Below are 20,336 nucleotides of genomic sequence, written 5' to 3' on the forward strand. Positions count from 1 at the left end.
GCGTTGTGCGTTTTTTGCCGGTTGTGGCGGGAAGCGAGAGGTGGATTCATCCCCTAAACACCTGAAAACGCGTTGACTATCGTGCACTGTGGCGGCGTGCGTATGGTCGGGCTTTGATGTGTATTGAAGTGTTTTAATACGGCCAGTCTGCCTTCATGGCGGTTTTCATGGCCGGGTGGCGGAGAAAAGGACAACATGCCAGAGTTCGGCGCAACGGGGAATTTGCGGAATGTTTCCGCAATCGTTACTGGCAGGCAATGGCGTCCTGCCGCCCATGTTGCAAAGCCGTTCGCCTGGCTTGCTTCGAAAAAAGCCCTGATGAAGGCTTCCGTTTCCCTCGCAACGCTTTTTACAGCCGTACCCGCCTTTGCGCAGGGCGCGGAATCGGCGCGCATCGCCCTGCCCTTCGGTGGCGGCAGTATCGGCGCGTTCGAGGTCATCCAGTTTTCCATGTTCCTCGGCGTGATGGGCGCAGCTCTTCTTTCTGCCGGCTGGCTGATCCGCGAACGATCGCGCGTTGCCGCAGAAAACAAGGAACTGCGTTCCAAATTCGCCGACCTCAATCTGGTCGCCCAGCGCAATGAAGCCCTGCTCAACCTCAAGGATCAGCGCATTGTGGTCTGGGACGGTCACGGCACACGCGCTGAAGTCGTCGGGCTATTGCCGGACGACAGTGCTGCCCCGCAGGATCGTTCGACCTTTCTGGCTTTTGGCCGCTGGCTGCGTCCGCAATCAGTGGTGGCGCTTGAGCGCGCCATTGGAATGCTGCGCGAACAGGCGCGGGCGTTCGATCTGACGGTTGAAACCGTCAATGGCACACTGCTCGACGTGCGTGGGCGCACATCGGGCGGCTTTGCTGTGGCCCGTTTCCTGAGTCTGCAAGGCGTGCAGGCGGAACGTGCAGCATTACAGGCGCAAAACCGTGAGTTTTCTGAGCGTATCGAGCTTTTCCGCCGTCTTCTCGACCGGATCGACCAACCTGTCTGGGCGCGAGACGCCAGTGGGCGTGTTGAATGGGTCAATGCCGCCTATGCGCAAGCTGTCGATATGGCGAATGCAAGCCAGGTCATTTCCGAAGGGCGCGAGCTTTTCGGCGCGCAAGCGCGCCAGCGTCTGGAGCGCGACCGCTTTGCCGAGCCTGTCCTGCAGGAACAACTGACGGCTGTCGTACACGGTGACCGCCGCCTTTTCGATGTGACGGATGTCAGCGCGGAAACGGGGTCTGTCGGGCTCGGCTTCGACCAGACCGAAGCGCAGGCTATGCGTGAAGAGCTGAACCGCACGATGAAGAGCCATGCCGAAACGCTGGACCAGCTTTCGACCGCAGTGGCGATTTTCGATCCCGAGATGAAGCTGCAATTCTTCAATCAGGCTTTCGCGAAATTGTGGTCGCTCGATACCGCTTGGCTGGAATCGCAGCCCAGCAACACGCTGATCCTCGACCGCCTGCGTTCGGAAGGCAAGCTGCCCGAACAGCCGGAATGGCGCAAGTGGAAGGATTCCGTCCTTTCGGCCTATCGCGCTGTCGAGCCGCAGGAACATATGTGGCATCTGCCCGATACGCGGACGATGCGTGTTGTCTCCAACCCGCACCCGCAAGGCGGTGTGACGTGGTTTTTCGAGAACATGACCGAAAAGTTCGAACTCGAAGGCCGTTACAACACGCTCATCAAGGTGCAGGGCGAAACGCTCGACCATCTGGCGGAAGCAGTGGCAGTGTTCGGTTCTGACGGGCGCATCCGGCTTTCCAACCCGTCTTTTGCCGATCTCTGGGCACTGCCGATGCCGCTCATCGTCGAAGGCACGCATATTTCATCGATCGCCAAGATCTGCGGCGAACGCGGCGGCAACGGTCTGTGGGATGATTTCGTCTCCACCGTCACCGGCTTCCTGGACACGCGCGACGGGCGCATGGGGCAGGTGGAGCTGGACGACGGCGCCATTCTCTCCTTCGCAGTCGTGCCATTGCCGAAGGGCCAGACCATGCTGACCTTCATCGACGTTACCGACACGGTGCGCGTCGAACGGGCGCTCAAGGAAAAGAACGAGGCGCTGGAGCTGGCCGACCAGATCAAGAACGATTTTGTCCAGCACGTTTCCTATGAATTGCGTTCACCGCTCACAAACATCATCGGCTTTACCGAACTGCTGCAGACGCCGGCTTTCGGATCGCTCAACGAGCGCCAGATAGAATATCTCGACCATATCAGCACATCGTCATCGGTACTGCTGACCATCGTCAACGACATTCTCGATCTGGCGACCGTCGATGCAGGCATCATGGAACTGGAGGTCGGCGAAGTTTCCGTTGTGGAAGCGATTTCCGCTGCTGCCTCCCGTGTCGGCGAGCGCATGCGCGACCATGATATCGGGCTCGACATCGACATTGCCGACGATGTGGATGTATTCAAGGCCGACGCGAATCGCGTCCGGCAGGTGCTTTTCAACCTCCTATCCAACGCCACCAACTATGCGCCGGAAGGCTCCAGCATCCAGCTACAGGTGGCGCGTGAAGGATCAGAAGTGGTCTTTGCCGTCCATGATGACGGTCCCGGCATGCCCGGAGAAGTGCTCGACACGGTCTTCAAGCGCTTCCAGTCCTATCCGAATGGCGGTCGCCGCCGGGGTGCCGGGCTGGGACTTGCCATCGTCAAGAGCTTTGTCGAGCTGCATGGTGGGTCGGTCGACATTGATACGGGTTCCGGTCGTGGAACAACGGTCATTTGCCGCTTTCCGTCGGAAACACGCAGCTTCCGCGTCGCAGCCGAATAAGGTAAAGGGTGCCCATGAGCGCCTCACAATCCAGTATTAGCTATTTCTTGCCCGACGAAGCCGCAACGCGGCGTTTCGGCGAGGATTTCGCCCTCGCCTTGCAGAAGGGCGATCTCGTCACGCTTTCCGGTGATCTCGGTGCGGGAAAATCCTCACTTGCCCGCGCGATCATTCGGGCCATCGCCGATGATGAAGGACTGGATGTTCCGAGCCCAACTTTCACGCTGGTGCAAAGCTATGAGACTTTGCGCATTCCTGTTGCTCATGCCGATCTTTACCGTATTTCACACGGCGAAGAGCTGGATGAGCTGGGACTGCCGGAGTTTCTGGAAGATGGCGTGGTTCTGGCCGAATGGCCGGAGCAGGGCGAGGGGTTCCTGCCCGAGCCGTCCTTTGCCGTCACACTGAGCCATGAAGGGGCAGGGCGGCGCATTACCGTGTCCGGACCTGTCGCCGCGATCCAGCGGCTGGAACGCAGCTTGGCGATTCGTGCTTTTCTGGACCTTCATGGGCGCACCGACGCAACGCGACGCTATTTGCAGGGCGATGCCTCCCCACGTAAATATGAGACGATCCGCACCGCTGCTCACGGCGTTGAAATTCTGATGAATGCGCCGCAGATGCCATACGATCCGCCGCTGCGGGACGGAAAATCCTATCGGCAGATTGCGCATCTGGCGGAAAACATTTTTGCCTTTGCTGCCATTGATAGGCTTCTTGCAGGGCAGGGCTTCCGTGTGCCGCAAATGCGTGCTGCCGATCTCGATGCCGGTTTTCTGATCCTTGAGAATCTCGGATCGGAAGGCGTGCGTGCGGCTTCCGGTGAACCCGTCGCCGAACGATACGAAGCCGCCGGGCGCTTTCTGGCGGACTTGCATGGCGTTGCCTGGCCCGAGCATGCGCCGGTGGCTGGGTATCCCGACCACATCATCGCCGGTTTTGACCGCGATGCGATGATGATCGAGGTCAGCCTGATCGGCCAGTGGTATGCGCCGCGCATGATGGGCAGGCAGCTCACGGACGCAGAAAAGCAAGCTTATGAAGCCGCATGGGATCGCGTGATCGCCGACATTGCGGATGTCGAAAAGAGCTTGCTCTTGCGCGACTATCATTCGCCGAACTTGTTCTGGTTTCCAGATGCCGAAGACAAGATCGGTGTCATCGATTTTCAGGATGCGATGATTGGACCGGCAGCCTATGACGTGGCTTCACTGGCCCTCGATGCGCGTGTGACGATTTCGCCGGAACTGGAACAGGCTGTTGTCACCGCCTATTGCGATGAGCGTCGCGCACAGGGGCATGTGTTCGACGAGGCTTTGTTCCGCAAAGCCTATGCGGCCATGGGTGCACAGCGCAATGCCAAGCTACTCGGTCTTTTCGTGCGGCTCGACGAGCGGGATGGTAAGCCGGATTATCTAAAACACCTGCCGCGCATTTACGACTATCTGGGACGTGTGCTGAAACATCCGGTCATGGCACCGGTGGCAGCGTGGTTCGAGGAATTGGGATTGATGCAGCAAGAGGCCGCGCGATGAAAATGCCTGAAATGGCGAAAATGCCTGAAATGGCCCCGAAGACGGCTATGGTTCTTGCCGCCGGGCTTGGCAAGCGTATGCGTCCCATCACCGAAACCATTCCGAAACCGCTGGTCAAGGTGGCGGGCAAGCCCTTGATCGATTGGGGGCTCGATGCAGCAGTGCGGGCAGGCATCGGTACGGCAATTGTCAATGTGCACTATTTAGCCGACCAACTGGAGGATCATCTTCGTCAGCGTAGCAATCTGAAGATCGTGATTTCGGACGAACGTGAGGAGCTGCTCGATTCCGCTGGCGGTATTGTGAAGACGCTGCCGCTGCTTGGAGCAGAGCCGTTTTTTATTCTGAATGCCGATACATTCTGGGTCGGCGACGAGAAAGCTCCCAATCTGTCGGCGCTTGCTGAGGCCTGGGACGCGGAGCGGATGGATATTCTCCTGATGACGGCGCGTCTCGATCAGGAAACGGGCTATGAAGGCAAGGGTGATTTCGTTGCCGACGAAAACGGACATTTGCGCCGCGCGCGCGATGTCTCGGGCGAGCCGGTGATCTATGCCGGAGCAGGGATCATCCACCCCCGCATCTTTGATCAGGCTTTGCCGGGTGTGTCCTCGCTCAACCGCTATTTCGATGAAGCGATTGCAGCAAGTCGCCTTTATGGTATGCCAATGACCGGGCACTGGCTGACCGTCGGAACGCCGGACGCAATCGGCGAGGCGGAGGCAGCGCTTACCACATTTGCATGAGGAGGTAGAAAGCATGAGCGTACGACGGCCCAGAGATGGGAAACAGCGCCTGTTTTCAATTCCTCCCGGCACGCCGTTTCTGCCTGCTTTTGCAAAAGCGCTTCTGGAAGGGCGGCTGGTCGAAGGTTTTCCCGGCAATCCATCGGATCCGCTGGCATTGGCCAATGCAACCATCTATGTGCCAACGCGCCGTGCGGCGCGCGCGTTGAGATCGATACTGGTCGATAGGAATCCGGCTAAAAGCGCTATTTTGCCGACGATAAAACCGCTTGGCGATGTGGACGAAAATGCCGCTTTCTTCAATGCGGGTTCGTTGGGTGTCTTCGATATTAATCCGCCGATCGGTACGGCGGAGCGGCTTCTGCTACTGGCACGATTGATCCGTCCATGGCGGGAATCGCTACCCTCCCATGTGCGCGCTCTATTCGGCGTTGACGATGTTTCCGTTCCGGCCACGACTGCCGATGCGATCTGGCTTGCCCGCGATCTGGCGGGGTTGATGGATCAGGTCGAAACCGATGGGGCTAAATGGAGCGAGCTTGCAGGAATTGCCCCGGAAGACCTCGCCGACTGGTGGCAGGTCACGCTCGGCTTTCTCAACATCGTCACCAATCTGTGGCCGGATATTCTGGCGGAACGCCGGCTTTCAAATCCCGCTGCGCATCGCAACGATCTCATCTGGAGCGAAGTGAAGCGCCTGCGCGCTCATCCGCCTGCCGGGCCGGTTATCGTTGCCGGTTCCACCGGTTCCATACCGGCGACTGCAGAGCTCATTTCCGCTATTGCGGACTTGCCGAATGGCGCGGTGGTGCTACCGGGGCTGGACCGCGATCTGGATGATGCCGCCTGGCAGATGCTGGCATCGGCAACCGACAACCCCTCAATCTTCGGACATCCGCAATTCGGGTTGCGCAAGCTTCTCGACGCAATGCAGACATTGCGTGCGGATGTGGAACATCTGGACGATATGTCCGCCTCCAAACGCCTGCGCGAGCGGGTAGTCAGCGAAGCGCTTCGCCCGGCGGAAACGACCGATGCGTGGGGGCAGCTTGCGCGAGATCCTGATATGCAGCCCGAAGCCTTGCGGCAGGCAGCGCAGACGATCGATCTGATTGAAACTGCCAATGAGCGGGAGGAGGCGCTTGCGGTGGCGCTTGTCCTGCGCGATGCGATCAATGATGAAGGCAAGACGGCTGCGCTTGTCACGGCAGACCGCAACCTGGCACGGCGCGTGGTGGGTGAACTCGCCCGTTTCGGGATCGATGCCGATGATTCCGGTGGGCGGCATCTACGCGATGTCGAGACCACGACTTTGCTGCGGCTATTGGTCGAGACCGTCTTTAGTCCGGGTGATCCGGTGGCCTTGCTGGCGCTGGTCAAGCATCCGCTGCTGCGGCTGGAAGCGCCTCGTATCGATCGACGCCGTGCCGCCGAAACCCTGGAACTCATCGCCTTTCGCGGTGGTACAGGTCGCGCCTCTGTGCTCGATCTTCCTGCATTTTTCGACCGGCGGCTGGAGGAAAGCGCCAGCCAGCCTTGGCAACCGGCATGGCACGATACGGTCACGCCGGACATGATCGCCGCCGCCCGAAATCTTAGCGAAAGCCTGTCGAAGGCCGTAGCGCCGCTGGTGCCTTTCGTGATCACCGGACGCAGGACGGAGATCGGTGAAATCGCGCGCGCCACGGTCGAAGCATTGGAAAATCTTGCGCGCAATGAAAAGGCCAGCGTCGCGCCTTTTTATTCCGGGGAACGCGGAGAACAGCTCGCTGCCTTTTTGCGCGGTCTGGTTTCGAGCGAAGCCGGGCTCGATTTCGAGGCTTCGGAATGGCCGGCTGTGCTGGATGCCCTGATAGCGGGCGAGACGGTCAAACCGCATCCCGGCGGTCATCCGCGTCTCTTCATCTGGGGTGCGCTGGAAGCACGCCTGCAAACCATGGATACGGTGGTGATCGGCGGTCTCAACGAGGGGAGCTGGCCCGCCCGCACCCGCAATGATCCGTTCATGTCGCGCCCGATGAAGTCGATGATCGCGCTCGATCCGCCCGAACGCCGTACCGGCCTTGCCGCCCACGACTTCCAGATGGCGCTCGGCATGGATCATGTTGTGCTGACGCGCTCGCAGCGTTCCGACAATGCGCCGACCGTGCCGTCACGGTGGCTACAGCGGCTTGAAACGGTGCTGGGCGCGGATGTGACGACCGAAATGCGTAAGCGTGGGGCGCGTTTCATCCAGTGGTCGCGCGAAATCGATCAGGCGCCCGATGTACCTTTCGTCAAGCGCCCGGAACCAGCACCGCCGGTCCTTGCACGCCCGAAACATTTTTCAGTGACGGAAATCGAAACGCTGCGCCGCGATCCCTATGCTATCTTCGCCAAGAAGATACTGAAACTGCGGCCGCTGGAGCCTTTGATCCGTGACCCCGCCGCTGCCGAGCGCGGCACTTTGTTCCACGATATTCTGGGTCATTTCACGCAAGAGGCAATCGATCCGCTGGCGCCCGATGCCGCAGAGCGATTGATGGAGCTGGGGCGCATTCTTTTTGCCGACATGGATCTGCCGACAGAAATCGAGGCCGTTTGGTGGCCGCGCTTCACGGCGCTCATTCCGCAGTTTCTGGCTTGGGAACGCGAGCGCGCCTATAATGTCCAGACCCGCTTTGCGGAGATTTCATCCGATAAACGCGAAGTCGAAGGGCTTGGCATCACGCTTTCCGGTCGTGCGGACCGCATCGATCTGATGCGAGACGGAACAGCGGAGATCATCGATTACAAGACGGGATCGACACCATCGCCCAAACAGGCGCATGTGCTGTTGTCGCCGCAGCTTGCACTGGAGGCAGCGTTGCTGGCACGCGGCGCATTCCGGGAATTGGGCTCGGTCCGCGCATCCGATCTGACCTATGTGCGCCTCAAGGCGGGCGGTGAGGTAAGGCCGGAATCCATCCTCAAGATCGGAAGACCGCCATCGGAAAAAACCGCACCGGCGCTTGGCGAGGAATCCTGGCAGCGGCTGGCGCAACTACTGGCCGAGTATCAGAAACCGGAAAAAGGCTATCTGTCGCGCGCATTGCCGTTTCGCGAGACGGACCTGACAGGCGATTACGACCATCTGGCGCGGGTGCTGGAATGGTCTGCTGGCGGTGAAACGGGCGGGGAGGGCGGCGAGTGAAAAAAGCACCGATTATTCCGGAAGAAACGCTGCGGGCGCAAAGCAACGCAGCAAATCCGGCAGCTTCCGTCTGGGTGTCGGCCAATGCGGGTTCCGGCAAGACGCATGTTCTGACCGAACGTGTTATCCGCCTGCTGCTGGAGGGCACGGATCCTTCGAAGATTCTCTGCCTCACCTATACCAAGGCGGCGGCGGCGGTGATGCAGAACCGCGTGTTCATGCGGCTTTCCGAATGGGCTGTCCTACCCGATATCGAACTTGCCGAACGTCTGAAGTCGCTGGAAGGGCGCACACCGGGGGATGCCCGTCTTGCTGCAGCGCGACGGCTGTTCGCGCGCGCACTCGAGACGCCGGGCGGACTTAAAATCCAGACCATCCATGCTTTCTGCGAAGCGATCCTGCACCAGTTCCCGCTTGAGGCGAACATTGCCGGTCATTTCGAGATGATGGATGATCTGATGCAGGCAGCCCTTGTGGGTGAAGCCAGGCGCCAGCTCCTCGAAACGGCGCACGGTGGCGGCGATACTGAGCTCGCAGGGGCCTTTGCCGATGTTTTGCAGGCATCGGGCGAGATGGGGCTCCAATCGCTTCTGGATGAGGCGGTAAGCAGGCGCAACGGCTTGCAGACCTATATCGCCGAACTGGGCGTAGCGGCGCATCGCAGCGAAGCGCTGCACCGGGCTTTCCGCTTCGACCCGCAAACCAGCGAAGACGAACTTGTCGCCGATCTCTGGCCGATACCGGAATTTTCCGACGATGCGCTCGACCTCATCATGTTGATCCAGAAGGGTGCGTCGCGCGCACAGGATTTTGCGCTGCAGCTCCGGCGTTTCGAGAAAGTGACGAGCCAGCGTGACCGGGAAGCCGTGTTGCGCGCAGCCTTCCTGAAAAGCACGGGCGAACCGAAATCCGGTTCCTATGTTGGCTCGGCGGCGGTCAAGAAACTTCTGCCGGATTTCGAAGAGGATTTCGACACGGCAGCGGCACGTGTCGAACAGGGGCTCGACCGGCTGAAGGAATTGCGGCTTGTGCGGCTCAATCTGGCCGCGCTCACGCTGATCGACAATCTGCTGCAACGCTATCACGACCTGAAACGTCGGCGCGGTTTGCTCGATTTCGAGGATCTCATCACCCGGACCGTGGCGTTGCTCGCCCGCAACGGGGCAGGGCAGTGGGTGCAGTACAAGCTCGATCGCGGCATTGACCATATTCTGGTTGACGAGGCGCAGGACACCAGCCCCGACCAGTGGCAGGTAATCCGCATGCTGTCGGAAGAGTTTTTCTCCGGCCTCGGCCAGCGCAATATCAGCCGCACGCTCTTTGCCGTTGGCGACGAAAAACAATCGATCTACTCGTTCCAGGGCGCGGTGCCGGAGGATTTCGCGGCGCAGGGGCGTTCCGTCAGTCTTCGTGCGGGAGATGCGGAACTGAAGTTCGAGCGTGTCAGCCTCAATTTCTCGTTCCGATCCGCTCCCGATGTTCTGCAGGCAGTAGACGAGGTTTTTGCGAGACCGGAAGCCAATCGCGGCCTCGCGGGCGCAACGGTTCATGAAGCCATTCGTTCCGACGCGCCGGGCGAGGTGGAAATCTGGGATATGCTGACACCGGAAGTGGTGGAAGAACCGGACGACTGGCGCGAGCCGGTCGATCATCTGGCAGCACCCGCTGTCCGGCTGGCGGATCAGATCGCCACCACCATTCGCCACTGGCTGGATCGCGGCGAACCTATTCCGGGGCAGAACCGGCGGATCATGCCGCGTGACATCATGGTTCTGGTACGGAAGCGTGACCAGTTCATGCCCGCCCTGTCGCGGGCGCTGAAAAACCTGTCCGTTCCGGTTGCAGGTGCAGACCGCCTGCGGCTCACCAGTCATATTGCCATTCAGGATCTGATGGCGCTCGGTCGGTTCGTGCTTCAGCCTTCGGACGATCTTTCGCTGGCATCAGTGTTGAAAAGCCCACTATTCGGCTGGGATGACGACCGGTTATTCGAGCTTGCCCATCCGCGCGGTTCAAGCCTTACGCTGTTCGAGCGGCTTTATCAGGTCTCGCGTGGCGATGCCGTGCTGGCCGAAGTGCACAAGACCTTGAGCCGCTGGCGCAATATGGCCGACACGATGCCGGTGTTCGAATTCTATGCACGGATATTGAGTGCGGACGGTGCACGGCGAAAACTCCTGGCGAGGTTGGGGCCGGAGGCTGGCGACATCATCGATGAATTCCAGAACTATGCGCTTTCTGCCGAGCGTGCCGGTCTGCCCGGCCTGCAGGCTTTCCTTGAAACGCTGGAAGCGGCATCGCCGGAAATCAAGCGAGAACTCGATCAGGGGCGCAATGAAGTGCGCATCATGACCGTCCATGCTGCCAAGGGGCTGGAAGGGGCGGTGGTGTTTCTTGTTGATCCGGGAAGTGCTGTCTGGACAGGCAGTCGCGCGCCAAAGCTCATTCCTTTTGACTTTTCGAACGATAATCCGTCGGTGAAAGGCTATCTCTGGCAACCGAATGCCGGATACCAGACCGGTTTTACGACGGCACAGATCGAGAAGCTGAAAACGCGGGCCGAAGAGGAATATCGTCGCCTGCTCTATGTCGGCATGACGCGGGCGGAGGATAGGCTCATCATCTGCGGTTATCGCGGCATGCGCGAAAGCGGCGAGACATGGCACCGCCTTGTCGAGGACGCGCTGGTCACCAAGGCCGAGACATTCGTGCACCCCGTGCTGGGTGTTGCCGCAAGGCGTTATCGCAATACACCGCGCGGAATGGTCGAGATTGTCGATCAGGATAGAACCGAAGACCATGCGCTGCCGTCATTGCCGCTCGACTATTTGCGACCGATAAAGCCGGAAACCGGACTGCCGCGGCCGCTGGCGCCGTCCGGCGCATCCGCGCTGATCGAGGCGGACGAGGAACCGCCGCTCGATACGTTTTCGCCGGTACTGGGGGCGGGCGATGGGACATCGGCCTTTGCGTTGCGGCGCGGCACGGCGATCCATATGCTGCTGCAATATCTGCCGGATGTACCGCAGGATGGGCGTGAAACGCTGGCACGCAACTATCTTGATCGGATCGCTGCCGACTGGCCGGAAACGGAGCGTCAGATAGCATGGCAAAGTGTGCGGACCATTCTGGACGATCCGACCTATGCGCCCGTCTTTGCAGAAGGCTCGCGCGGGGAAGTGGCCATCATGGGCACCATCGAGCTTGGCGGGCGCGATCATGCGGTGTCCGGTCAGATCGACCGCATCAGCGTCGGCGAGGACCGGGTTCTGATCGTCGACTACAAGACCAATCGACCGCCGCCGAAAACTGTTCAAGCGGTTCCTTTCGCCTATCGGGCGCAGCTTGCACTCTATCGCGAATTGCTGGCGCCGCTTTATCCGGGACGGATTGTCGAAACAGCACTTCTGTTCACCGAAGGCCCATATCTGATGCCGCTGCCGGATGTCGTTCTGGATGAAGCGCTGCAGTCTCTGAAAGACTCTCAAGGAAAGGTGACGAACCAGAACTTGACGGATGGCAGCAGACACGCCACATGATATAGCGAATAAAGAGCGGATCGTTTTGTGAGTCTGAAAAGATGTCTGCCGTTCTTGGTGAGAAAAGAGGATAGCCCTATGGCAACCGTTAAGGTCGATAACAGCAATTTTCAGTCGGACGTTCTTCAGTCGAGCGAGCCTGTCGTGGTGGATTTCTGGGCGGAGTGGTGCGGTCCCTGCAAGATGATCGCTCCGGCTTTGGATGAAATCGCGACTGAAATGGCCGGTCAGGTCAAGATCGCCAAGGTTAATATCGACGAAAACCCGGAACTGGCCGCGCAGTTCGGTGTGCGTTCGATCCCGACGCTTCTGATGTTCAAGGACGGCGAACTCGCCGCCAATATGGTTGGCGCTGCTCCGAAGAGCCGTCTTGCCGACTGGATCAAGGCTTCGGCTGCCTGATCACTTCGAGCATAAGAAATGCAAAACCCGGCCTTGGAGCCGGGTTTTTCTTTGTCCGCAGAAACCGCTCGGACTTATTTCGATTTTCTCTGGGTGTTAGCCCGGTCTTCATCGCTCGGATTACATTCCTGATGTGTACCCGGAAGATAGAATTTTCCGTCGGCAGCCGGTTTAGCACCGCCGTCGCATCCGGGTTTTCCAGGTTGTCCGTCGATTCCACCATTAGCTCCCTTGCCACCGGCCCCACCAGCTCCGCCATGGCCTGCGGCAAAGAGGGAGCAACTGAAAAACCCAGAAAAAGAAAAATAGAAAGAATAAATTTATTACGCATTTAAATATCCATCAGTAAAAATTACGGAAGGTGATTTTTACTGATGGATGAAGGCGGAAGTATGATTTTGTTTTTTACTATCCAAAATCTGATTTTATCAAACTGGTGGCGTATTGTTCTCTCCCAATACTTCACCAGCAAGATAAAGAGAGCCGCCAATCAGGATACGCGGCGGCGCCTCATCTGATGGCCATGTGTCGCGCAGAAGCTTCAATGCATTGGCAACCGAATGCACAGGCTCTGCCGACAAATTGGCCTTCTGGGCTGCGACCGCCAGCTCATCATTGGGAATGCCCGCATCGCTGGACGGAATGGGCACTGTGAAAACATGCCGCGCCATACCGGCAAAGGCTTCGAAGTAGCCGACCGGGTCCTTGGTGTTGATCATGCCCGTGATGAGGAACAGCGGGCGCTCGTTGCGCTCCTCCAAATCGCCGAGCGCCTCGGCGATGACTGTCCCGGCACCCGGATTATGACCGCCATCGAGCCAGATCTCAGATGCCGCCGGGGCCATATCCACGAGCGCGCCATGGGTCAGCCGCTGCATACGTGCTGGCCAGTCCACCACCATCAACGCCTTCTCGACAGCTTTGTCGGTCAGGCTGAAACCCGCCATCTGCACAGCCTCAATTGCCGCGGCAGCGTTGGAAATCTGGTGGCGCCCGAGGAGGCGCGGCAAAGGCAGGTCGATCAGGCCGTCCTCGTTCTGGAACACCATGCGACCATGTTCCTCGAAAGCAAGGAAATCCTGCCCGTAAACCGAAACCGGACAGCCGAGCCGATCTGCAGTCGAGACGAGAACTTCCCGCGCCGCATCGAAGGGCTGGAAACCGACGACGACAGGACAATCCTTCTTGATGATCCCGGCCTTTTCAGCAGCGATCAGCTCCACGCGGTCGCCAAGATAGGCCTGATGGTCGATGGAAACCGGCATGATGAGCGAGACGGCAGGCTCGGTAATGACATTGGTGGCATCGAAACGCCCGCCAAGACCGACTTCCATGACGACGACATCCGCCGGATGCTCGGAAAAGAGCACAAAGGCCACGGCCGTCAGGATTTCGAAAACGGTGATATGTTGGCCCTCATTGGCCGCTGCAACGCGCTCTATCGCGTCGGCCAGAACATCGTCGCTGACCAGCCTGCCGCCGCCGGGCGCTGCCAGGCGATAGCGCTCGTGCCAGTTGACGAGGTGCGGCGAGGTATGGACGTGAACATCAAAGCCGCCCGCTTCAAGAAGCGCACGGCAGAAAGCTGTCGCCGATCCCTTGCCGTTGGTTCCGGCGATATGGATGACCGGCGGCAGTTTCAGATGTGGGTTACCGAGCTTTTCCAGAAGAGCGCGGATGCGGTCCAAGGAAAGATCGAAGCCCTTTGGATGCAACTGCATAAGCCGCTCGATTGCGGCGGCGGCTTTTTCTGTCACAATCAAGCTGCCTTGTCGGTTGCTTCCGTCTTTTCGTGTTCCGGCGCATCGCTGGTGCCGGGCTGCCGGGTCATGATCTTGAGAAGGCGCGCAATCGTGCCCTTCAATTCCAGACGCGAGACGACCATGTCGATCATGCCGTGTTCCATGAGATAATCCGCGCTCTGGAAGCCCTCGGGGAGCTTTTCACGGATCGTCTGCTCGATGACGCGCGGTCCGGCAAAGCCGATCAGTGCGCCGGGTTCGGCAATGTGGATATCGCCCAGCATGGCGTAGGAAGCCGTCACGCCACCGGTGGTCGGATTGGTCAGGACAACGATATAGGGCAGGCCTGCCTCTTTCAGCATTTCCACGGCAACCGTGGTGCGCGGGAGCTGCATCAGCGACAGGATACCTTCCTGCATGCGTGCGCCACCGGAGGCGGCAAACAGAACCAGCGGACGCTTCAGCTCGATAGCCTTTTCAAAGCCTTGGATAATCGCTTCGCCGGCACCCATACCGAGCGAGCCGCCCATGAACCCGAAATCCTGAACGGTGGCGACAATCGGCAGGCCTTCGATGGAGCCGAGGCCGTTGACGACAGCGTCATCCATGCCGGTACGCGTGCGATAATCCTTGAGACGGTCGATATACTTCTTCTCGTCACGGAATTTCAGCGGATCAACGGGCACTTTCGGCGCTTCAAGCGTGGTGTACTCACCATTGTCGAAGAAGAAACGCAGACGGTCCTTTGCCTTGATGCGCATGTGATGACCCGAGGACGGAATCACAAACTGGTTGCTCTCAAGGTCCTTGTGAAACACCATTTCACCGGTCGACGGATCCTTGATCCAGAGATTTTCCGGCATTTCACGACGGCCGAGCATCGAATTGATCTTCGGACGGACGTAGTTGGTGATCCAGTTCATGACGTTTGGTTCCGTTTCTTGTTCTTCGGCAAAGAGCTTCAGCCGCTTAGAGTCTTAACGCGCATCTTGCCCAAAAACCGCTTCGCACTTTTTAGGATGCGCTTTAAATGGACGATTTATTGGGCGGCTTCAAGGCGTGTGGCGCGCACACTCTCCGCAAGGGCGTGGACAAGTCCGGTTGCAGCAGCGACAGGATCGCCCTTCGACTTGCCATTTTCGTCCAGTTCACCGGCAATCGCGTTGACAATCGCCGTGCCGACGACGACGCCATCGGCGTGGGTGGCGATGGCTGCTGCCTGCTCCGGCGTCTTGACGCCGAAACCGACACAGATCGGCAGATCGGTGCTCTTCTTGATGTGACGCACGGCTTCACCGACCTTTGTCGTATCGGCAATGGCGGAGCCGGTGATGCCGTTCATCGAGACGTAATAGACAAATCCCGACGAATTATGCAGCACTTTCGGCAGGCGTTTGTCGTCCGTGGTCGGCGTGGTGAGGCGGATGAAATTGATGCCCACTTTCATCGCTGGGATGCAAAGCTCTGCATCCATTTCGGAGGGAAGATCGACAACAATCAGCCCGTCCACGCCGGAAGCCTTAGCATCGGCCAGAAAGCGATCCACACCGTAGATATAGATCGGATTGTAATAGCCCATCATGACGATCGGGGTCGTGTCGTCTTCCTTGCGGAATTCTGCTGCCATGTGCAGCGTCTTGGCGAGCGTCTGACCGGCATTAAGGGCGCGCAGGCCAGCGGCCTGAATGGCGGGTCCGTCCGCCATCGGATCGGAGAAGGGCATACCCAGCTCGATCACGTCGGCACCAGCCTTGGGCAGCGCCTTCATCACCTTGAGCGAGGTTTCCAGATCGGGATCGCCACCCATGAAATAGGTAACGAGCGCCGGACGGCCCTCGGCCTTCAGTTCAGCGAATTTGGTGTCGATGCGAGTAGTCATACCGTGCCCCGTGGCAAAGTGCGCGCCAGATAGTCGGTAACGGGCTTGCCCGCCATCGCCGTTTCCATCCATGCACGCCGTTCAAAGTCTATGATTCCGAGTTCCCACACACAGGCCATCAGCAGCCGCTGTGCAGGCATGAATTCTACCTCGTCGCCGAGTTCCGACTGCCAGAGGATTTCGGTGGCAATGCCGCCCTCCAGCCACCAGTGCAGAAGCAGCCAGAGACCCTCCTCGCCCTGATGCAGAACGGCGAAACCGACCCCCCGATGCGGTAAGGCGGCGAGCTTTTCAGCAGCGGTTTCGATCTGTCTGCGGGCGAGGCCGACAGCCGCCTCCGCGACAGGATTGGTCGGATCGGCTTCGATGATGTTGAGTTTGATCGTCGCCGGACCACACGTCGTCAGGCCGTCGAACCATGCGGCGCGCGGCTTGTAGACGGAGATTTCGGCGACGTCGTTACCCATGTCAGATGTCCATGCCGAGAAGCTTGCCGACCGTGTGGACATCCTTGTCGCCACGACCGGACAGATTGACGATCATGACCTGATCCTTGCCCATGGTCGGTGCCATTTTCACGGCTTGTGCGATGGCATGGGCGGATTCGAGCGCGGGGATGATGCCCTCAGTGCGCGTGCAAAGCTGGAATGCATCCAGCGCCTCATCGTCGAGGATCGGCACATAATCGACGCGCCCGCTGTCTTTCAGCCACGAATGTTCCGGGCCGACGCCTGGATAGTCGAGACCGGCCGAAACGGAATGGCCTTCGAGAATCTGACCGTCATCGTTCTGGAGGAGATAGGTGCGGTTGCCATGCAGCACGCCGGGACGACCTGCGCTCATCGAGGCGCAATGTTCTTCGCCGTCGAGACCGCGCCCGCCTGCTTCGACACCGACGATCTTCACCGAGGCATCGTCAAGGAATGGATGGAACAGACCAATGGCGTTGGAGCCGCCGCCGACCGCTGCCACGATCACATCCGGCAGGCGTCCTTCCTGTTCGAGTATCTGCTGGCGGGCTTCGGTGCCGATGACCGACTGGAAGTCGCGCACCAGTTCCGGATAGGGATGCGGACCGGCAGCCGTGCCGATCAGGTAATAGGTGTCTTCGACATTCGTCACCCAGTCACGCAGGGCTTCGTTCATCGCATCCTTGAGCGTGCCGTTGCCTGCCGAAACCGGGATAACTTCCGCGCCGAGCAGCTTCATGCGGAACACATTCGGCTTCTGGCGCTCAACGTCGGTTGCGCCCATATAGACCACGCAGGGCAGGCCGAAACGCGCGGCAACGGTGGCCGAAGCCACACCATGCTGTCCAGCGCCGGTTTCGGCGATGATGCGGGTCTTGCCCATGCGCTTGGCGAGAAGAATCTGGCCGAGGCAGTTGTTGATCTTGTGACTGCCGGTGTGATTGAGGTCTTCGCGCTTGAAGTAGATTTTCGCGCCGCCCAAATGTTTCGTCAGGCCTTCGGCATAATAGAGCTTGGAAGGACGACCGGCATAATAGGTGGAAAGCGCATTCAGCTCCGCCTTGAATTCAGGGTCGTTCTTGGCCGTTTCATAGGCTTCCTGCAATTCGTGGATCAGCGGCATCAACGTCTCGGCAACAAAACGTCCGCCGAAAATACCGAACATGCCCTCTTCATCGGGGCCTGTCTTATAGGAATTGGGTTCAACCGGCTTGTTCAACGCTTGCCACTCCGTCAGTTCAGGCTGTCATACAGGGCATCGGCGCGCATCGGCGACAGCCCGGAAAAAATTCTCGATGAGACGCACGTCCTTTTCGCCGGGCGCGTGCTCGACACCGGACGATATATCGATGCCTTGCGCCTGGGTCTTCTGCAGCGCTTCGGCTATATTGTCCGCATTCAACCCACCGGAAAGCATGTAATCGATATCCGCGTCAAGCGCGGCCAGAAGTTCCCAGTCGAATGACACGCCGTTGCCACCCGGAAGATCGGATCCCTTCGGCGGCTTGGCATCGAACAGGAAACGGTCTGCTATGCCTTTATAGGCTGCAATCGCGGCAAGATCGCGGGCTTCGCGCACCGAAAAAGCCTTCATGACCGGCAGGCCATAACGCGCCTTGATGAAGGCAACACGTTCCGGCGTCTCATCGCCGTGAAGCTGCAGAATATCTGGCTTCACCGTTTTCACGATATCATCCAGCGTTTCATCGTCTGCATCAACTGTAACGGCAACGACAAGCGCACGTCCCTTGACCGCATCGCGCAAGCTGGCTGCTGTCTGCGGGGGTATATGGCGCGGGCTTTTGGGAAAGAAGATGAAACCGATATGCGTCGCACCGCCATCGAGGGCGGCGGCAACGGCGTCGGGGGTCTTGAGCCCGCATATCTTGATATCGAGAACCATGGTTTTCCGTCGCATAAATCCGGGGGCTACTCAAGTTATTCCGTCCGTTGCCGATCTATTCGGAGAGCGGATGGCCATTAAGACCCTGTGCGATCAGAAAATCATACGCCTCCATGACCTCCAGGGGAACCGCCTGTGCAATCTGATAGCCCTTGGCCGCATATTCCAGAATGCGTTGCAGGTCACCGGTCATCTCATTGATAAGCATTTCGACCGGATGATCTGCCGTCGGCTGGTCTTCGAAGGAAACAAGCGGCGCAGTGATGCTTGCGCGCGCTTCCGGCCATTGGCGGGCCACGGTCGCCAGAACGCGGCGCTGTGTCTGCGGTTTGGTTACAAGGATGGCGCTGATTGCGCCGGGCGCAAGCCGTTCACGACTGAACCTTATATTCTCGCCGATATTGGTTGCATTGGGTTCGACGGTGATCGCTTCTTCGGGCACGCCGCGCTTGATTGCGATTTCGGCAAAAGCCTCGGCCTCGCTTGATTGATAGAGCTTGTCCGTCCAGTGACCGCTTTTGCCGGTAAACACCAGCCAGGTCGCCATGCTGGCCAAAAAGAGATCGGCTGCCCTCTCGGCAACGCGCGGATCGTAGCTGCCAAGCCCGATAATGACATCGGCGGTTTCCAGAGGATCATAGATGCAGTGATAATCCCACAGCACCTTGGCGGCGGTCAGTATGGATGGAGTCATGTGAAGTCGATTGCCTGTAATGCGCTGCCATTGCGCTTCAGCCAAGCCTTGCAGCGTTCCGTGTCGGGACAAAGCTCATGGCAGAGTTTCCAGAATTTCGGCCCATGGTTCATCTCGATGAGATGAGCCACTTCATGGGCGACAAGATAGTTGATCACCGGGGCGGGAGCCATGCCGATCCGCCAGGAGAAGGAAAGGACACCGTCCGAGGTGCAGGACCCCCAGCGGCTCTTCGTGTCCTTGAAGCGCACGGATTTGGCCTTGCGGCCAACCGTGGCAGTGTGGCGGACGACAAGCGCCTCGATCTCGCGCTTCACTTCGCGCTTGATGTGATCGGCGACGCGGCGTGGCAGATGTGCCGGGTCACCATGGACGAGCAAGATATTTCCTTCGAGAAGCTGGGTGGTGCCGCGGCCCGGCTGATGCACGATCTTATGTGGCACACCGCGCAGGGGAATTTTGATACCGGCGCGCACGCCCGGCTGGTCGGGCAGTTTTGCGATGCGGCTTTCGATCCAGCCTTCGTGACGGTTGAGGAAGCTCAGCACGTCGCGCTCGGGCAGCCCTGGCGGAACCGTGATGCGCAATCCCTTGCCACCTGCTTCGATACGCAAGGTCAGTCGTTTGGCACGCGGATTTTCGAAAACACGCAAGGGAAGTTCTCGTCCGGCGACCGCATGGATGCGTTCGCTGCGGACGGTCGTTGTCCCAGCGGATGCCCCTTTACCGCTGATTTGCCGAAGAAAGGAAAGACCCATCATTCAAGAATAAGCGATTCGCGTTCGAGCGCACCCCGAAAAGTGAGAAAGAGTGTTGTGACGACTTCGCAGGTAGTCAGAAAGCCGGAACGGCGCGGACATGGCCGCGCCGTTCAATAATTTCGCAAGCAATTTCATCGATCAAAGATCGGTGATGTCATCCTTGCCGCCTTTTGCACGCGGGGCAGGCGTTTTCTTCGCGCTTGCACGGCGCTCAGCCATGAAGCGGTCGAATTCTTCCTTGTCGCGGGCGCGGCGGAGTTCTGCCGCATAGGCCTCGAATTCGGCGCGCGCCTCTTCAAGCTTGCGGCGTTCTTCGGCCAGTCGTTCCAGCTCAGCGCGACGCCAGTCGTCAAAAGCCTCGTTGCCGGTGGTGTTACCGAAGTTGAAGCTTTCGCCCTTGCGGCAGTTGCGGAACGAGCCAAACATGGAATCGGTCTTCTCGTTCACGCCGCGCTTGAACCCTTCGAGGCGATCACCCCAGAGGATATAGGCGAGCATGGCAAGGCCAAGCGGCCAGAACAGGAAAAAGCCGAGCACCATCAGCGCAATCGTGGCTGGCGTCCATGCCGGGCGGATCAATGCAGTATTGGTCATGGTCTGCTCCGTCGAAAAGCGCATGCCATTCAACCGTTCGACATCGTCCGGCAACATGCGCGAAACCAAGGCCTGCCAGCCCGCTCCATGCGGGCATTTTCTTCTGGCGGCTTGACTTCGACGTGGT

General features: G+C 59.1%; 16 protein-coding genes. 6 read left to right on the top strand and 10 right to left on the bottom strand.

Features of this window, described 5'->3' with window-relative positions; translation table 11 throughout:
• Positions 1-318: 318 nt before the first annotated feature.
• From FIB18_RS09910 to trxA, 6 genes are all read left to right on the top strand, one after another.
• On the top strand, positions 319-2,772 hold the full coding sequence (locus FIB18_RS09910; protein ID WP_235894875.1) for a sensor histidine kinase: 2,454 nt from the start codon (positions 319-321) through the stop codon (positions 2,770-2,772).
• 14 nt (positions 2,773-2,786) lie between these two features.
• Positions 2,787-4,307 carry a tRNA (adenosine(37)-N6)-threonylcarbamoyltransferase complex ATPase subunit type 1 TsaE gene (tsaE, locus tag FIB18_RS09915; RefSeq protein WP_140020555.1) on the top strand — a complete coding sequence of 507 codons (1,521 nt, stop codon included), beginning with the start codon at positions 2,787-2,789 and terminating at the stop codon, positions 4,305-4,307.
• A gap of 29 nt (positions 4,308-4,336) precedes the next feature.
• The gene (locus FIB18_RS09920; RefSeq protein WP_407921854.1) at positions 4,337-5,053 is read left to right on the top strand and encodes a nucleotidyltransferase family protein; all 717 of its coding nucleotides are present in this window, start codon (positions 4,337-4,339) and stop codon (positions 5,051-5,053) included.
• Between the two features lie 13 nt (positions 5,054-5,066).
• Entirely contained in the window at positions 5,067-8,225 is a 3,159-nt protein-coding gene (gene addB, locus FIB18_RS09925) for a double-strand break repair protein AddB (RefSeq protein WP_140020556.1), read from the top strand.
• Positions 8,222-11,764, top strand: coding sequence for a double-strand break repair helicase AddA (addA, locus tag FIB18_RS09930; RefSeq protein ID WP_140020557.1), 3,543 nt, complete (start codon positions 8,222-8,224; stop codon positions 11,762-11,764). The genes addB and addA overlap by 4 nt, the downstream gene beginning before the upstream one ends.
• A 78-nt stretch (positions 11,765-11,842) precedes the next feature.
• On the top strand, positions 11,843-12,166 hold the full coding sequence (trxA, locus tag FIB18_RS09935) for a thioredoxin (RefSeq protein ID WP_006473274.1): 324 nt from the start codon (positions 11,843-11,845) through the stop codon (positions 12,164-12,166).
• On the opposite strand, the gene FIB18_RS09940 is transcribed toward trxA, so the two are convergent.
• The 10 genes from FIB18_RS09940 to FIB18_RS09985 form a co-directional block, all read right to left on the bottom strand.
• On the bottom strand, positions 12,147-12,497 hold the full coding sequence (locus FIB18_RS09940; protein WP_140020558.1) for a hypothetical protein: 351 nt from the start codon (positions 12,495-12,497) through the stop codon (positions 12,147-12,149). The two genes, trxA and FIB18_RS09940, sit on opposite strands and share 20 nt — an antisense overlap.
• A 97-nt stretch (positions 12,498-12,594) precedes the next feature.
• Positions 12,595-13,887, bottom strand: a complete 1,293-nt coding sequence (locus FIB18_RS09945) for a bifunctional folylpolyglutamate synthase/dihydrofolate synthase (RefSeq protein ID WP_168436578.1) — start codon at positions 13,885-13,887, stop codon at positions 12,595-12,597.
• 38 nt (positions 13,888-13,925) lie between these two features.
• Complete coding sequence (gene accD, locus FIB18_RS09950; protein WP_140020560.1) at positions 13,926-14,831, bottom strand: acetyl-CoA carboxylase, carboxyltransferase subunit beta; 906 nt, start codon at positions 14,829-14,831, stop codon at positions 13,926-13,928.
• Between the two features lie 116 nt (positions 14,832-14,947).
• Positions 14,948-15,787 carry a tryptophan synthase subunit alpha gene (gene trpA / locus FIB18_RS09955; RefSeq protein ID WP_140020561.1) on the bottom strand — a complete coding sequence of 280 codons (840 nt, stop codon included), beginning with the start codon at positions 15,785-15,787 and terminating at the stop codon, positions 14,948-14,950.
• Positions 15,784-16,254, bottom strand: a complete 471-nt coding sequence (locus tag FIB18_RS09960) for a hypothetical protein (protein ID WP_140020765.1) — start codon at positions 16,252-16,254, stop codon at positions 15,784-15,786. The genes trpA and FIB18_RS09960 overlap by 4 nt, the downstream gene beginning before the upstream one ends.
• 1 nt (position 16,255) lies before the next feature.
• Entirely contained in the window at positions 16,256-17,476 is a 1,221-nt protein-coding gene (trpB, locus tag FIB18_RS09965) for a tryptophan synthase subunit beta (RefSeq protein ID WP_140020562.1), read from the bottom strand.
• A 27-nt stretch (positions 17,477-17,503) separates the two neighbouring features.
• Positions 17,504-18,160, bottom strand: a complete 657-nt coding sequence (locus FIB18_RS09970; RefSeq protein WP_140020563.1) for a phosphoribosylanthranilate isomerase — start codon at positions 18,158-18,160, stop codon at positions 17,504-17,506.
• Positions 18,161-18,215: 55 nt separating this feature from the next.
• A complete protein-coding gene (locus FIB18_RS09975) occupies positions 18,216-18,854 on the bottom strand; it encodes a YdcF family protein (RefSeq protein ID WP_140020564.1) in 639 nt (212 codons plus the stop codon).
• Positions 18,851-19,612: a M48 family metallopeptidase gene (locus FIB18_RS09980; RefSeq protein WP_140020766.1), complete on the bottom strand. Its 762-nt coding sequence runs from the start codon at positions 19,610-19,612 to the stop codon at positions 18,851-18,853. The genes FIB18_RS09975 and FIB18_RS09980 overlap by 4 nt, the downstream gene beginning before the upstream one ends.
• Positions 19,613-19,753: 141 nt before the next feature.
• Positions 19,754-20,209, bottom strand: coding sequence for a DUF2852 domain-containing protein (locus FIB18_RS09985; RefSeq protein WP_140020565.1), 456 nt, complete (start codon positions 20,207-20,209; stop codon positions 19,754-19,756).
• Positions 20,210-20,336 lie beyond the last annotated feature (127 nt).

It is taken from the genome of Brucella pecoris, assembly GCF_006376675.1.
GTDB classification, from domain to species: Bacteria; Pseudomonadota; Alphaproteobacteria; order Rhizobiales; family Rhizobiaceae; genus Brucella; species Brucella pecoris.

What these genes read in the sequence shown, in the direction of transcription:
- FIB18_RS09970 (WP_140020563.1), bottom strand. Translation starts at nt 18,160, where the DNA reads ATGGTTCTCGATATCAAGATATGCGGGCTCAAGACCCCCGACGCCGTT.
- FIB18_RS09940 (WP_140020558.1), bottom strand. Translation starts at nt 12,497, where the DNA reads ATGCGTAATAAATTTATTCTTTCTATTTTTCTTTTTCTGGGTTTTTCA.
- trpA (WP_140020561.1), bottom strand. Translation starts at nt 15,787, where the DNA reads ATGACTACTCGCATCGACACCAAATTCGCTGAACTGAAGGCCGAGGGC.
- FIB18_RS09980 (WP_140020766.1), bottom strand. Translation starts at nt 19,612, where the DNA reads ATGGGTCTTTCCTTTCTTCGGCAAATCAGCGGTAAAGGGGCATCCGCT.
- FIB18_RS09975 (WP_140020564.1), bottom strand. Translation starts at nt 18,854, where the DNA reads ATGACTCCATCCATACTGACCGCCGCCAAGGTGCTGTGGGATTATCAC.
- accD (WP_140020560.1), bottom strand. Translation starts at nt 14,831, where the DNA reads ATGAACTGGATCACCAACTACGTCCGTCCGAAGATCAATTCGATGCTC.
- tsaE (WP_140020555.1), top strand. Translation starts at nt 2,787, where the DNA reads ATGAGCGCCTCACAATCCAGTATTAGCTATTTCTTGCCCGACGAAGCC.
- addB (WP_140020556.1), top strand. Translation starts at nt 5,067, where the DNA reads ATGAGCGTACGACGGCCCAGAGATGGGAAACAGCGCCTGTTTTCAATT.
- FIB18_RS09920 (WP_407921854.1), top strand. Translation starts at nt 4,337, where the DNA reads ATGGCCCCGAAGACGGCTATGGTTCTTGCCGCCGGGCTTGGCAAGCGT.
- FIB18_RS09910 (WP_235894875.1), top strand. Translation starts at nt 319, where the DNA reads ATGAAGGCTTCCGTTTCCCTCGCAACGCTTTTTACAGCCGTACCCGCC.
- FIB18_RS09945 (WP_168436578.1), bottom strand. Translation starts at nt 13,887, where the DNA reads ATGCAGTTGCATCCAAAGGGCTTCGATCTTTCCTTGGACCGCATCCGC.
- trxA (WP_006473274.1), top strand. Translation starts at nt 11,843, where the DNA reads ATGGCAACCGTTAAGGTCGATAACAGCAATTTTCAGTCGGACGTTCTT.
- FIB18_RS09960 (WP_140020765.1), bottom strand. Translation starts at nt 16,254, where the DNA reads ATGGGTAACGACGTCGCCGAAATCTCCGTCTACAAGCCGCGCGCCGCA.
- FIB18_RS09985 (WP_140020565.1), bottom strand. Translation starts at nt 20,209, where the DNA reads ATGACCAATACTGCATTGATCCGCCCGGCATGGACGCCAGCCACGATT.